Raw genomic sequence first — 12852 nt, forward strand, 5'->3', positions numbered from 1 at the left:
GTGGATCATGACTGTTTCCACGGACGTACTGATCGTCGGCGCCGGCCCCACCGGACTGGCCCTCGGCGTGGACCTGGCCCGGCGTGGCGTGGACGCCCTGGTGGTGGAGCGCGCGGACCGGCTGTTCCCGGGCTCACGCGGCAAGGGCATGCAGCCGCGCACGATGGAGGTCTTCGACGACCTGGGAGTGCTGGACGCAATCCGGGCGGCCGGCGGCGGCTATCCGGTCGGGATGATCTGGCAGGACGGCCGGCGGATGGGCGAGCACCACATGTTCGACGCGGCCGAGCCGACGGAGGACGCGCCGTACACCGCGCCGTGGATGGTGCCGCAGTGGCGCACCCAGCAGATCCTGTTCGCCCGGCTGGCGGAACTGAGCGCTCCGCTGGATGCGCCAAGATCGGCCGTCGATCATCTGCAGGCCGGTGGGGACTGGTCGCGCCCACGCGGCGGAGCCGCATATGTCACAGCCCCGCGCCCCTCCAGGGCGCGGTCGAAGCGCAGCCGACTCGGCCAAGGCCGCTCAGGCGGGCCGGTCGAGTTCGGCCGTGAGGTCGTGTCCGTTGAGCAGGATGCGGTGGGCGTGATCGCGCGCTTCGCCTCGGGGGAGCAGATCCGGGCCCGTTACCTCGTCGCCGCCGACGGGGGGCGCTCGGCCGTGCGGCGGGCGCTGGGCATCGGCATGACCGGGGAGACGGTGGATCCGAGTCCGATGCTCGTGGCGGACGTACGGATCACGGGCCTCGACCGCGACAACTGGCACATCTTCCCGCCGCGCGAGGGCGAGGACTACCTCGCGATCTGCCCGCTCGCCGGCACCGAGGACTTCCAGCTGACCGCCCGCTTCCCCGAGGGCACCGATCCCGACCTGTCCCTCGACGGCATCCGCAAAGTTGTCGCCGCCCGCTCGCACCTAGCCCCCGACGACGTGACCGAAGTGCGCTGGGCCTCGGACTTCCGCCCGCGGGCGGCCCTCGCGGACCGCTTCCGCGACGGCCGGGTGTTCCTTGCGGGCGACGCGGCGCATGTGCACTCGCCGGCCGGCGGGCAGGGGCTCAACACCAGCGTGCAGGACGCGTACAACCTGGGGTGGAAGCTGGGGGCGGTGCTGCGGGACGGGGCGGCAGAGACGTTGCTCGACACCTACGAGGAGGAGCGGCGGGCCGTCGCCGCGGACATGCTGGGGTTGTCGACGAGCGTGCACCGCGGTGAGGTACGGCGGGGCGCGGCAACCCAGCAACTGGGTCTTGGCTACCGGGACTCGACGCTGACGAGGGAGACCCGTGACACCCCGGGCCCGGTGCGGGCGGGCGACCGCGCACCCGACGGCACGCTGGACCGCGTACGGCTGTTTGACGCATTCCGAGGGCCGCACTGGACGCTTGTGGCCATCGGCGCCCCGACACCCCGGGTTCCGGAGTCGGTGCGGGTCGTCGGCGGGGCGCGGCTGGGGACGTACGGGACCGGGCTGTTTCTCGTACGGCCGGACGGTTACGTCGGCTGGGCCGGTGACCGGGCGGCCGGGCTCACGGACTACCTGGCCCGCGTCGGCCAGGCCGCTCAGAACGCGTCGCTCGGCACATAAGCGCCCCAGACCTCCCGAAGCGCGTTGCACACCTCCCCCACCGTCGCCCGGGCCCGCAGCGCCTCCTTCATCGGGTACAGGACGTTGTCCTGGCCCTCAGCGGCCTTCTTCAGAGCCGCGAGGGCCGAGTCCACCGCCCGCTGGTCCCGCTCCGCCCGCAGCTTGGCGAGACGTTCCACCTGCTGGGCCTCGATGGCCGGGTCGACGCGGAGGGGCTCGTACGGCTCCTCCTCGTCGAGGCGGAAGCGGTTGACGCCTACGACGACCCGCTCACCGGAGTCGGTCTCCTGGGCGATCCGATACGCGTTGCGCTCGATCTCGCCCTTCTGGAAGCCTCGCTCGATGGCGTTGACGGCGCCGCCCAACTCCTCGACCTTCGTCATCAGTTCGACGGCCGCAACCTCGACCTCGTCCGTCATCTTCTCGATCACGTAGGAGCCGGCGAAGGGGTCCACCGTCGCCGTCACATCCGTCTCGTAGGCCAGCACCTGCTGGGTCCGCAGGGCCAGGCGCGCGCTCTTGTCCGTCGGCAGCGCGATCGCCTCGTCGAAGGAGTTGGTGTGCAGGGACTGGGTGCCGCCGAGCACAGCGGACAGGGCCTGGACGGCGACGCGGACCAGGTTCACCTCGGGCTGCTGGGCGGTGAGTTGCACGCCCGCCGTCTGCGTGTGGAAGCGCAGCATCAGCGACTTGGGGTTCTTGGCACCGAACTCGTCCCGCATCACCCGCGCCCAGATCCTGCGTGCCGCGCGGAACTTGGCGACCTCCTCCAGGATCGTCGTACGCGCCACGAAGAAGAAGGACAGACGGGGCGCGAAGTCGTCGACGTCCATGCCGGCCGCTACGGCCGTACGGACGTACTCGATACCGTCCGCCAGGGTGAAAGCGATCTCCTGCACGGGTGAGGCGCCCGCTTCGGCCATGTGGTAGCCGGAGATCGAGATGGTGTTCCACTTGGGGATCTCGGCGCGGCAGTACTTGAAGATGTCCGCGGTCAGGCGCAGGGAGGGCTTCGGCGGGAAGATGTACGTCCCGCGCGCGATGTACTCCTTCAGTACGTCGTTCTGGATCGTGCCGGTGAGCCGGTCGGCGCTCACCCCCTGCTCCTCCGCCACCAGCTGGTAGAGGAGCAGCAGCAGTGCCGCGGGCGCGTTGATCGTCATGGAGGTGGAGACCTGGTCCAGCGGGATCCCGCCGAACAGCACCCGCATGTCGTCGACCGAGTCGATCGCCACGCCGACCTTGCCGACCTCGCCGTGCGCGATCGGAGCATCGGAGTCGTGGCCCATCTGGGTGGGCAGGTCGAAGGCGACCGAGAGGCCGGTCGTGCCGTGTGCGATCAGGTCCCGGTAGCGGGCGTTGGACTCGGCCGCCGTGCCGAAACCGGCGTACTGGCGCATGGTCCACGGGCGGCCCGTGTACATGGACGGGTACACGCCCCGGGTGAAGGGGTACGACCCCGGCTCGCCCAGCTGGCGCGCCGGGTCCCAGCCGTCGAGCGCCGACGGCCCGTACACCGGCTCGATGGGCAGTCCGGACTCCGACTCGCGCGTCATGCGTATGCCTCCCGCGTTGCTCGGCCCCGGTCACCACCATGCCGCCAAGTTCGCAACCCGTCACCCGCGGGGAACATCTCAGGTGACATACAGCCGGCAGTGAGACCGACGGGGCCTGGATGCGTAACAGGAGTATGGAGAGATCGTGGGCAGGCGCGCTCGCCGGAGTGTGCGTGCTGACCGGGTGCACGGTGCAGGCCGCGGGCTCGGAGGGCGGACAGCCGCCGCCGGTGCGCATAGAGCTCTCCCGGACGCCGGCGGCCGACGACAAACCCGGCTCCACCCCGAGCGCCAAGCCGTCCACGCCGCCCGCCACGCCTCCCAAGGTCCTGTGGAAGCGCGGCGACACCGGGCGGGACGTGCGTGAGCTGCAGGCCCGGCTGCGGCAGGTCGCCTGGCTGTTCGACGGGCCGACGGGGACGTACGACGACCTGACCGAACAGGCCGTCAAGGGGTTCCAGGGCAAGCGCGGGCTGCCGAAGACCGGGAAGACCGACGCCGTCACCTGGCAGCGGCTGCTGGACATGACGCGGGAGCCGGGCCACTGGGACCTGTATCTGATGGGCGGCCAGCCGGCCGACGCGCCCGACACGCGCTGCATGACCGGCCGGGTGCTGTGCATCAGCAAGACGAGCCGGACCCTGCGCTGGATGATCGACGGGCGGACCGTCCTGACGGTGCCGGTGCGGTTCGGCTCGCAGTACACACCCACCCGGGAAGGTGTGTTCAGCGTCTACTGGAAGTCGCGGCACCACGTGTCGACGCTCTATGACTCGCCGATGCCGTACGCGATGTTCTTCAGCGGCGGCCAGGCGGTGCACTACTCGTCGGACTTCGCGGCCACCGGGTACGCCGGTGCCTCGCACGGCTGCGTCAACGTGCGGGACGAGGCGGCGATCGCGCGGCTGTTCGCGCAGGTGAGGAACGGCGACAAGGTCGTCGTCCACTGGTGAGAAGCGGTGTGTGGGGCGCGGGCGGGACCGGGGGAACGTGTCCCGCCCGCGCCAGTGCACGAGCCGTAGGTACGGGGGGAACCCCGGCTCTGTGCGTCGGCCGATGACCAGTCGGCTCATTCATTACTGCGCCAGCGCGGCCGAAAATGTCACGCCCGCCGCGCGAGAAGCTGCAGCGCGGGCAAAATCGCAGGTCAGAGGCTTGAATCAGGCTCGGGGGAGCCGAGGGCGCTGTACGAGGGGCTGGGCGTCGGCGCGGGAGAGGACGGCGTCGGTTCCGCCTTCGGGGAGGTCGTCGCCCGCTTCGGCTGCACTGACGTGAGGCCGGGCTGCAGGGGCTTGTCGTCCCCGGAGTCGCCGGGCGCTATGCCACCGGCGTCGTCGTCACCGCCTCGGTCCTGCTCGTCGTCCCTGGTGTCGCCCCTGTCCCTGCCGGAGCGGTCGTCAAAGTCGCCGGCCCCGTCGTCGCCGTCGGACGCGTTCAGGACGGCCTTGCAGTACTTCGTCACGCGTCCGGAGCCGCCCGCCATGCCCTCCAGCGCGCGTCGGCGGTCGGGAGGCAGTTCCTTGCCGGCGCGCACGTCGCGGCAGGCGTCGGTGACGGAGCCCCACCAGTTGCGGAAGCCGTCGCCCTTGCGCTCGGTGCCGGGGGTCTCCTCGGGAGCCTCGCCGCCGGGGTGGGTGTTCTGCGGGGGTGCGCCGACGGCCGGGCCACTCGGGGAGCCGCTCGGCTCGGGCGTTCCGTTTCCGCCGTCCGGGGTGTCCTTCGGCGGGGTCGACGCCAGGGGGCGGTCGGGGCTCACGGCGGCCGAGACCGAGGCGCCGGGCACCGGTTCGTCGGCGTCGAACGGGGTGGGCAGGAGCCCGGTTCCGGCCGCGGCGGCGACGCCACCGACCATGACGGCGGCCACCGAGGCGGCCAGGCCCAGGCGCAACGGGCGGGTCCAGCGGGGGCGCCGGTCGGGGCGGGCGGGGGCGCCGATCCGGACCAGGCCGGCGTCGGCGGCCCCGTGCCGGGCACCGCCGAAGACGACCGCCGGCTCACCCTTCTCGGCGCGCACCTTGCGGAACGCGGCCAGCGCGGCGGCCTCACCGGGGAGTTCGGCGTCGTCGGTCTGCGGGGGTACGGCGGACAGCGCACCGAGGGTTTCGGCGAGCCGGGCGGCCTGATCGTGGTCGGCCAGGTCGACAGCTTCCAATGACTCACCGCGCAGGAGGAGTTCCGCCGTTTCGCGGTCCAGCCATCTGTACTGCTCGTCGGCCATCACATGTCCTTCTGCGTCCGCGGACGCATATGCGTCACACTCGCGGACGTCACCGCATGGTCGTGCGGTTCTCTCTGCGGCGGCAGCGCGTCGAGCCCGCCGATCGATTCCGGATCCGCCTCCGGAGGGGCGCCGAGCAGTTCGGCGAGCCGCTTCAGACCCCGGTGCGCGGCCGTTCGCACCGCCCCCGGGCGCTTGCCGAGGGTCTCCGCGGCGGTCTTGGCGTCGAGGCCCACCACCACGCGCAGCACGACGGCCTCGGCCTGGTCCTGCGGCAGCCGGGCGATGAGCGAGAGCGTGCTGTCCGTGGCCAGCGCCTCGATCGCCTCGCCGGCCGTGTCGGACTCGGCGGCCTTCCCGGTCAGCTCGGTCTCGTCGCCGCCGATCGCGGGGCGCCGGCCGCGCATCCGTATGTGGTCCAGCGCGCGGTTGCGGGCGATCCGGGCGGCCCAGCCACGGAAGCGGTCCGCGTCCCCGCTGAACCGTTCCAGGTCGCGGGCTATCTGCAGCCAGGCCTCGGAGGCGACGTCCTCTGCGTCGTACTCGCCGACGAGTGTCCGGACGTACCCGAGGAGCCGCGGGTGCACCGTGCGGTACACAGTCCGGAACGCGGTCTCGTCCCCGTCCTGTGCCGCAAGCACCGCGGCAGTCAGCTCCGCGTCGTCCCCCAGCACCCGCATTCCTCGGTCGATGGTCAGTAGCCGGCCGCGGCTTCTCGGCCGTCGCTCACGTGATCAGTCACCTTCCCCGTCCGGCGCGAAAGGCACGTTACGACCTGAAACCGCTGCTCGTCCATGACCGTACAAGATGCAACCACCGCGGGACGGCGCGAGGTGTGCGCGAGGTGTGACAGAAAACGCACTCATGGCGCTGTAGGAGATACGGGCCGCCGCGCGGCCCGTGCCGCGCGACGGCCGGGGCCTCTCCTGTGGGGGGTGGCGGCCCCGGCCGTCTCCGCGTCGGCCCTCAGTCTTGATCGGGGTGTACGGAGAAGGCCGTCTCCCCTGCCACGGCCACGACCGTGTCCTTCACCAGTAGCACGCTCGGGATCGTGTTCTCGGCCGACGTGCCCGGATCATCCAGCTTGGCCGTGGTCCAGCGGACGGCGCCGGTGTCCTGGTCCAGGGCGATGAGGCGGCCGTAGCGGTTGGCGAAGTAGACGGTGCCGTACGCGGTCGAGTGCGCCGGGGCCGACAGGTTCTCGATCTGTGCGTCACGCTGCCAGAGCCGGGCGCCGTTGGACGCGTTGACCGCGGTGACCGTCCCGTCGGGGCGGACGAAGTACACGGTCCCGTCGATCACGGTGGGCGTGCCGCGCGGGGCGCCTTCCAGGAAGAGGTGGTCGGGGATCTGCCGGAAGGCCCGGCTGTCCCGGTCAGTCCTTCTTCCCCTTGGGGTTGCCGGCCCCGGCCTGACCGCCGCCCTTACCGTTCTCGTCCGCCTTACCCGCCTTATCCGCGTCGTCCGCGTTGCCCTTCTTGCTGTCGGTCAGCTGCCCGGCGCAGTAACCGGCGACGTTCCGCTCCCCGCCCGCGGCCGCGATCAGCCGCTGCCAGGCCGTCGACTCCAGGGCCTTGCCGTTGCCCTTGACGTGCTCGTAGGCGCGGCAGTGCGCCTCGGTGTCCTGGGCGGTGGCGGGACGGTCCGGACGTACGGACTCCGTCGCCGAAGGCGCCGAAGGATCGGCGGCCGGTGCGTCGGTCGGGCCGGACGAGGCGGGCGGGCGCTGGTGGCCGTCGTCGGTGCCATCGGAGGAGGACCCGGCCGTGCCGATCGCGGCGACCGCGACCCCGCCCAGGGTGAGGCTCGCGAGGAACAGGGAGAGCGTGGCCTTCAGAGAGCGCTTCACGCCGCGCTGCTCCCGGGGCCGCCAGTCGTCGCGGCGGCGGGTGCGGGCACGGTGCTCGCCGGCGTCCCGGGCGGCCCGGAACGCGGCCACGGCCCGCTGCTCGCCCGCCGCGTCGACATCGCCTTCGCGTATCGCGGCGGCCAGCAGCGCCTCCAGTTCGGCCCCGTCGCGTGCCCGCCCGGGTCCGGACACGGCGTCGCCCGGTCGCGCACCCCGGCGGCCGGATGCGGCCCGGTCTCCGCGCTGCCGTTCACCCATGTCCGATCCCGTTCCTCGTCCGGCCCTCCGGCCTGTCCGGCGGCCCACCGGCGTCATCGCTCATGTCGACTCCCCCAGCGTCCGGGAGCCGTCATCCGTCACACCCTCGACTCCCAGCTGCTGCGCCAGGCGCTTCAGCCCCCGGTACGCGGCGGTGCGCACCGCGCCGGGCCGCTTGCCCAGGACGCGGGCGGCGGCGGGGCCGTCGAGGCCGACGACCACCCGCAGCAGAACGGCCTCGGCCTGCTCGCGCGGCAGTCCGCGGACCAGCTCCAGGGCGTGCTCGGTGGAGATGGCCTCCAGCGCCTGGTCGTGCGTGCTGTGCGCGGAGGGCAGATCCAGTACGTCCTGCTCCGTCGCCGTCGACCGGGGCCGCACCTTCTGCCGGCGCAGATGGTCCAGCGCCCGGTGCCGGGCGATGGTCGCCGTCCAGCCCCGGAACCCGGCCCCGTCGCCCTTGAACCGCCCGAGGTCCCGGGCGATCTCCAACCACGCGTCCGAGGCCACGTCCTCCGCGTCGTCGCCGACGATCCCGCGCAGATAGCCGAGCAGTCCCGACTGCACGATCCGGTAAGCGACGGCGAAGGCGGCCTCGTCACCGTCCTGGGCCCGCGCGACGGCCACGCCCAGTTCCCCGTCGTACGCCTGCACGCGGCGGGGTTCCTTTCCCTGGCCCAAGAACTGTCCTCGTTCGTACCGAGTCCGCGGCGGACCGCCCCGCGCGACGTCACCGCCCGCACGAACAGCCCCCACGGTCATCAGCGCCGGGCTTCACAGAAGTGTCACAGCACCCTCGGCGTCCCACCGGTGAAGGGAGTGACGCAGGGCACATCCCCAACCCGTGATGTTCACAGATCGCCAGGCGCTGTAAGGATCGCCGACCTGTGTGACGGGTGGGCTTTCTGTTGATTCCTAGGGGTGGGACATTTGAGTCGCAAGACGACCCATGCGTACAAACCACTGAGCCTCAAGCGAAGAGCCTGGCTCACCATCGGGGCAGTGGTACTTGGGGGCGCCGGAGTCGTGACCTACGCGGTCGCCGAACCGAGTTCCGATCAGCCGGCCCAAATCGCCCGCGACAAACGGCCGGTGGAGGTCCACGACCTCACCATGAAGGCCGCCGGCACCGGCAAGCGGGCACTCGCCAGGACCGGCACCCAGCAGTTCTCGCTGCTCGGCGTCACCTGGGCCGAGGACGCCCAGGCGCTCGACGGCACCGCGCAGGTGCGGACCCGGAGCATTGAGACCGGCGAGTGGACCGGCTGGCGGAACCTGGACGTCGACGAGGCACACCCCGTCGACCGCGCCGAGCCCGGCGCCGAGGACGCCCGGGGCGGTTCCGAACCGCTCTGGGTCGGGCCGTCCGACGGGGTCGAGGCCCGTGTCGTCGCCGGGGACGGATCGGCGAGCGCCGGTCTGCCCAAGGGACTTGAGATCAACCTCGTCGACCCCGGCGTGACCGCCGCGGAGGCGAAGAACAAGGCGCTCGACGGCACAGGTTCCGACATGGAGGCTGCGGCCTTCGTCGTCGAGGACGTGAGCGCGTCGCCGTCCGACACGGGATCGCCGTCCCCGTCGGCCTCGGCCTCCCCGAGCGAGAGCAACAGCCCGTCGCCGAGCCAGAGTTCAAGCCCTACCGCAAGCCAGAGCCCCAGCACGAGCGCCAGCCCGACCCCCACCGCGACCGTCCCCACCGCCCCGCCCTCCACCGTCCACCGGCCGCCGATCATCTCCCGCGCCCAGTGGGGCGCCGACGAGTCGATGGTCGACGACCCGGCGGAGTACATCGAGAAGGTCAGCGCGGTCTTCGTGCACCACACGGTCGGCACGAACAACTACAGCTGCGCCGAGTCGGCTTCGCTGGTGCGCGGCATCATGGCGTACCACGTCGAGACCGAGCAGTGGAACGACATCGGCTACAACTTCCTGGTCGACAAGTGCGGCCGGATCTTCGAGGGCCGCGCGGGCGGCGTCGACCTGCCGGTGCGCGGCGCGCACACCTACGGCTTCAACGGTGACTCGACCGGCATCGCCGTCCTCGGCGACTTCGAGGGCGCCGCCGCCACGGCCACCACTCCCGCGAAGCCCGCGGGCCGGCCGACCCGGGCCACCCTGGAGTCCGTGGCCCGCGTCGCCGCCTGGAAGCTCGGCCAGTACGGCGGCAACCCGACCGGCAAGGTCACACTGACCGCGGGCGCCGACACCGGCGTCTGGGACCAGGGCCAGCAGGCCACGCTCAACACGATCTCCGGTCACCGCGACGGCTTCGCCACCGCCTGCCCGGGCAAGAACCTCTATTCCAAGCTGGCCGAGATCCGGCGCTTCGCGGCGAACGCGGGCAAGAACTCCGCGATCCCGACCGCCGACGTCAACCGCGACGGCATCGACGACCTGGTCGCCGGCACCCCGAAGGCGAACCGGGTGACCGTGGTCCCGGGCGGCATCGACGGCCCCGTCACCACGGCGAAGCTGGGCCTCACCCAGAACAGCGCCGGCGTCCCCGGTTCCTCCGAGACCGGCGACGCCTTCGGCACCGCGACCGCCTGGGGCGACGTCAACGGCGACGGCTACGCCGACCTCGCGATCGGCTCCCCCGGCGAGGACGACACCAGCGGCAACGCCGACCGCGGCCAGGTCACGGTGATGTACGGCCCCGCCCTCACGACCGGCTTCTCGTACACCACGACAGGGGTCACGGCGGCGGGCGCCAAGCTCGGCTCGACGGTGGCCGTGGGCGACTTCGACGCCGACGGCAGGGCGGACGTCTTCTCGGCCGGCACGGGCAAGGGCGGCAACTTCAACGTCCGGCAGACCGGCGGCGCGTACAAGTACGGCACCCTCACCACCGCATCCGGCTCGCTCGCCTACCTGGACGCCGCGACGGGCGACTTCAACCGGGACGGTTACGCGGACGTCGCCCTCAACTACCGCGACACCGGCGGCATCGGCCGCGTCGTCCGCTTCGCGGGTTCGGCCACCGGGCTGGCCAAGGTGGGCGTGATCTCCGTCAAGGGCGGTCGCTCCCTCGCCGCGGGCGACGTCAACGGCAACGGCTACGACGACATCGTCATCGGCCAGCCCATCGCCGCCGAGTCCGGCGGCAGGACCGGCGGCCAGGTCACGATGGTCCCGGGCTCGTCCGCCGGCTTCACCACCACCGGGATGACGACGATCCACCAGGACAGCACGGGAGTTCCCGGAGCCGACGAGACGAACGACGCGATGGGCGTCTCCGTCTCGGTCGGCGACTTCAACGCCGACGGCTACGCCGACGCCCTCGCGGGCGTACCGAACGAGGACATCACCCGCGGCGGCGTCAACCAGGTCAACGCGGGCCAGGCGCTCCTGATCAAGGGCAGCGCGTCCGGCCTCACCGGCTCCGGCTCGGTCGGGATCTCGCAGGACACCACCGGCGTGCCCGGCTCCACCGAGAGCGGCGACGCGTTCGGTACGTCGGTGTCGTTGACGGACCTGTCCGGGTTCGGGCGGGCCGACCTCACCATCGGCGCGCAGGGCGAGGACGCGGGCAACGGCGTCCTGACGTACCTCCCGAGCAACAGCACGGGGCTCGGGTACTCGTACACCGTCATGTTCGGCAAGGGCACGCTGGGCACCCCGACGGGCGCCCGCCTCGGCCAGACGCTGGCGCCGTAAGCAAGGCGGTCGGCCGGGGTCCTGTGCAGTGGGCAGGGCCCCGGCCGGTCAGTGGCGTGCCGTTGTGCGGGTCGCGTCCCGGCACAGCAGCCGCAGCGAGCCGTCCCCGGCGAAACAGCGCCGGGCCTCGTCGATCGGATCCCACAGCCGGCCGTCGGGGGTGCGGACCCAGTGGTCGCCGCCGCCCGCCCACCACTCGGCGCCGGTCTGCCGGACGACCACCTCACCGGCGTACGCGCCGAAGCCGCGCAGCACGGTCTCCACGGCGGTGTACGGCGTTCCCTCACGGCGCAGTTCCTCGATCATCCGGTCGACGCGCCACAGGCTCTGCGCCGAGTAGTCGAGCCGCAGCCGCGCGCCCTCGCGCATGGTCGCCACCGCGTCCGCCGCCCACCGCACCGGCTTCGCCGCGGCCTGAGGCCTGCTCCCCTGCTGTGTCGTCACATTCGGAAAAGCGAGGTCAGCGGGTATTTCGTCACGCGGATCGGGCCACTGCGCGAGACCGGCGCAGGACCGCCCCACCGCCTGCACGACCCGCACAGGATTCGCTCAGCACGACGGGTTGACGCCCCAGTGACGATTCGGGACGTCCGTGCGCTCTTGTCACCGATGAGCACGTACTTCCACTTGCGCGCCGTACCACCCGCGGCCCTGCGCAACAGCGCCACCTGGCAGCAGAAGCTCTTCGAGGACGACTGGGACACCGTGCGCCGGCGCCTCGACCGGCACCGCGAGGAAATGCTCGACAAGCACTACCTCGACCACCAGCTCCTCTACGCCTGCACGCCCCCGCACCACTCCGAGGAGGGACCCTGGGCCCATGTGGTCCTGGGCGGCCGGCCGGTGCTCCATCCCGAGCCGGACAGGCCGCCGTTCCTGGTGCTGACCGCGGCGCAGGTGGCCCGGGTCGCCGCGTTCCTCACGGGTGCCGACTTCGACGCCCTGTGGCGGCCGGTGCGCGACAAGCTGCTGCCGCGGTACGGCGGACCCGACACGGAGCCGGAGGTCCACGGCGTCTTCGCGGCGTCCCACCGCGATCTGACCGCGTTCTACGCCCGCACGGCGGAGTACGGGGACGCGGTGGTGAAGTGGCTGGTCACCTGAGCCGAACGCTCAGCGCCGCCCCCGCGCCCGCCGTGACACGACGGCGCGCAGCACGCGCCGCCCCTCCGTCGACACCTCCAGCGCATGGCGCAGGCCGCTCGCGCCATGCCCGGCGAGCAGTTCCAGGACGGCGACCTGGCGGCGCAGTTCGGCGGCGACGAGCGGCGGCATGCCTTCCGTACGGCCCTCGCGGCGGGCGTCGAGCGAGGCGGCGTCGTCCGCGACGTCGAGGAGCCGGTGGATCTGCAGCGCGGCGACGGAGCAGGCGTCGGCCCACATCCGCGCCTCAGCGGCGGACCGGACGGCCGGGGCGGCGGCCAGCATGCGCCGGACGAGCAGCGCGGCCTCGTCCTCGACATCCGCGTCGTCCATGACGTCCGCGATGCCCAGCTTTCCGCGCGCCTGCTCCAGCAGTTCGCCCCACGCGGTGCTGTCCCCGCCGTCCGCGAGGTTCCCCCACAGCGGCCGCAGCACCTCGTCGTCACCGCCCAGCAGCGGTACGCAGCGATCCAAACAAGCCAACCCGCTGGCGGCCAGGCCGCGTTCGTCGGCCTGCGCGATCAGTTCCACCAGGCTCATCCACGCCTCCCTCTGCGGGGCTTCGCGGGGCGCCCACCTTTACGGAGCC

Annotated in this window: 12 protein-coding genes; 4 read left to right on the plus strand and 8 right to left on the minus strand. The window is 72.3% G+C overall.

The genetic code is table 11. The features are described from left to right. Positions 1 to 7 precede the first annotated feature (7 nt). Positions 8 to 1585, plus strand: a complete 1578-nt coding sequence (locus tag OG828_RS19585; RefSeq protein ID WP_328501859.1) for an FAD-dependent oxidoreductase — start codon at positions 8 to 10, stop codon at positions 1583 to 1585. Here OG828_RS19585 and OG828_RS19590 read toward each other — a convergent pair. Continuing rightward, complete coding sequence (locus tag OG828_RS19590; protein WP_328501860.1) at positions 1561 to 3141, minus strand: acyl-CoA mutase large subunit family protein; 1581 nt, start codon at positions 3139 to 3141, stop codon at positions 1561 to 1563. The genes OG828_RS19585 and OG828_RS19590 overlap by 25 nt on opposite strands. 134 nt (positions 3142 to 3275) lie before the next feature. Here OG828_RS19590 and OG828_RS19595 point away from each other — a divergent pair, with 134 nt between their 5' ends. After that, entirely contained in the window at positions 3276 to 4094 is an 819-nt protein-coding gene (locus OG828_RS19595; RefSeq protein WP_328501861.1) for a L,D-transpeptidase family protein, read from the plus strand. A 194-nt stretch (positions 4095 to 4288) separates the two neighbouring features. On the opposite strand, the gene OG828_RS19600 is transcribed toward OG828_RS19595, so the two are convergent. From OG828_RS19600 to OG828_RS19620, 5 genes are all read right to left on the minus strand, one after another. Continuing rightward, entirely contained in the window at positions 4289 to 5359 is a 1071-nt protein-coding gene (locus OG828_RS19600) for a hypothetical protein (RefSeq protein ID WP_328501862.1), read from the minus strand. After that, positions 5359 to 6033: an RNA polymerase sigma factor gene (locus OG828_RS19605; RefSeq protein WP_328358283.1), complete on the minus strand. Its 675-nt coding sequence runs from the start codon at positions 6031 to 6033 to the stop codon at positions 5359 to 5361. The genes OG828_RS19600 and OG828_RS19605 overlap by 1 nt, the downstream gene beginning before the upstream one ends. Positions 6034 to 6325: 292 nt before the next feature. Then, the gene (locus OG828_RS19610) at positions 6326 to 6814 is read right to left on the minus strand and encodes an outer membrane protein assembly factor BamB family protein (RefSeq protein ID WP_328504897.1); all 489 of its coding nucleotides are present in this window, start codon (positions 6812 to 6814) and stop codon (positions 6326 to 6328) included. Then, positions 6735 to 7466, minus strand: a complete 732-nt coding sequence (locus tag OG828_RS19615) for a hypothetical protein (protein WP_328501863.1) — start codon at positions 7464 to 7466, stop codon at positions 6735 to 6737. The genes OG828_RS19610 and OG828_RS19615 overlap by 80 nt, the downstream gene beginning before the upstream one ends. Positions 7467 to 7526: 60 nt before the next feature. Then, positions 7527 to 8144: an RNA polymerase sigma factor gene (locus OG828_RS19620; RefSeq protein ID WP_328501864.1), complete on the minus strand. Its 618-nt coding sequence runs from the start codon at positions 8142 to 8144 to the stop codon at positions 7527 to 7529. 432 nt (positions 8145 to 8576) lie between these two features. Between OG828_RS19620 and OG828_RS19625 the strand changes: the two genes are divergently transcribed. Next, positions 8577 to 11120, plus strand: a complete 2544-nt coding sequence (locus tag OG828_RS19625) for an FG-GAP-like repeat-containing protein (protein ID WP_328504898.1) — start codon at positions 8577 to 8579, stop codon at positions 11118 to 11120. A gap of 48 nt (positions 11121 to 11168) precedes the next feature. Here the strand turns inward: OG828_RS19625 and OG828_RS19630 are convergent, their stop codons facing one another. Then, on the minus strand, positions 11169 to 11564 hold the full coding sequence (locus OG828_RS19630; RefSeq protein WP_328501865.1) for a hypothetical protein: 396 nt from the start codon (positions 11562 to 11564) through the stop codon (positions 11169 to 11171). 165 nt (positions 11565 to 11729) lie between these two features. Here OG828_RS19630 and OG828_RS19635 point away from each other — a divergent pair, with 165 nt between their 5' ends. After that, positions 11730 to 12224, plus strand: a complete 495-nt coding sequence (locus tag OG828_RS19635; protein ID WP_328358295.1) for a DUF1877 family protein — start codon at positions 11730 to 11732, stop codon at positions 12222 to 12224. A gap of 9 nt (positions 12225 to 12233) precedes the next feature. Here OG828_RS19635 and OG828_RS19640 read toward each other — a convergent pair whose 3' ends face one another. Next, a complete protein-coding gene (locus OG828_RS19640; RefSeq protein WP_328501866.1) occupies positions 12234 to 12803 on the minus strand; it encodes a hypothetical protein in 570 nt (189 codons plus the stop codon). Positions 12804 to 12852 lie beyond the last annotated feature (49 nt).

The organism is Streptomyces sp. NBC_00457 (assembly GCF_036014015.1).
Classification (GTDB): Bacteria; Actinomycetota; Actinomycetes; order Streptomycetales; family Streptomycetaceae; genus Streptomyces.

Bases quoted from the DNA above. Each gene is read 5' to 3' on its own strand.
- OG828_RS19585 (WP_328501859.1), top strand. From the start codon at position 8: ATGACTGTTTCCACGGACGTACTGATCGTCGGCGCCGGCCCCACCGGA.
- OG828_RS19590 (WP_328501860.1), bottom strand. From the start codon at position 3,141: ATGACGCGCGAGTCGGAGTCCGGACTGCCCATCGAGCCGGTGTACGGG.
- OG828_RS19595 (WP_328501861.1), top strand. From the start codon at position 3,276: ATGGAGAGATCGTGGGCAGGCGCGCTCGCCGGAGTGTGCGTGCTGACC.
- OG828_RS19600 (WP_328501862.1), bottom strand. From the start codon at position 5,359: ATGGCCGACGAGCAGTACAGATGGCTGGACCGCGAAACGGCGGAACTC.
- OG828_RS19615 (WP_328501863.1), bottom strand. From the start codon at position 7,466: ATGGGTGAACGGCAGCGCGGAGACCGGGCCGCATCCGGCCGCCGGGGT.
- OG828_RS19625 (WP_328504898.1), top strand. From the start codon at position 8,577: ATGAAGGCCGCCGGCACCGGCAAGCGGGCACTCGCCAGGACCGGCACC.
- OG828_RS19635 (WP_328358295.1), top strand. From the start codon at position 11,730: ATGAGCACGTACTTCCACTTGCGCGCCGTACCACCCGCGGCCCTGCGC.
- OG828_RS19640 (WP_328501866.1), bottom strand. From the start codon at position 12,803: ATGAGCCTGGTGGAACTGATCGCGCAGGCCGACGAACGCGGCCTGGCC.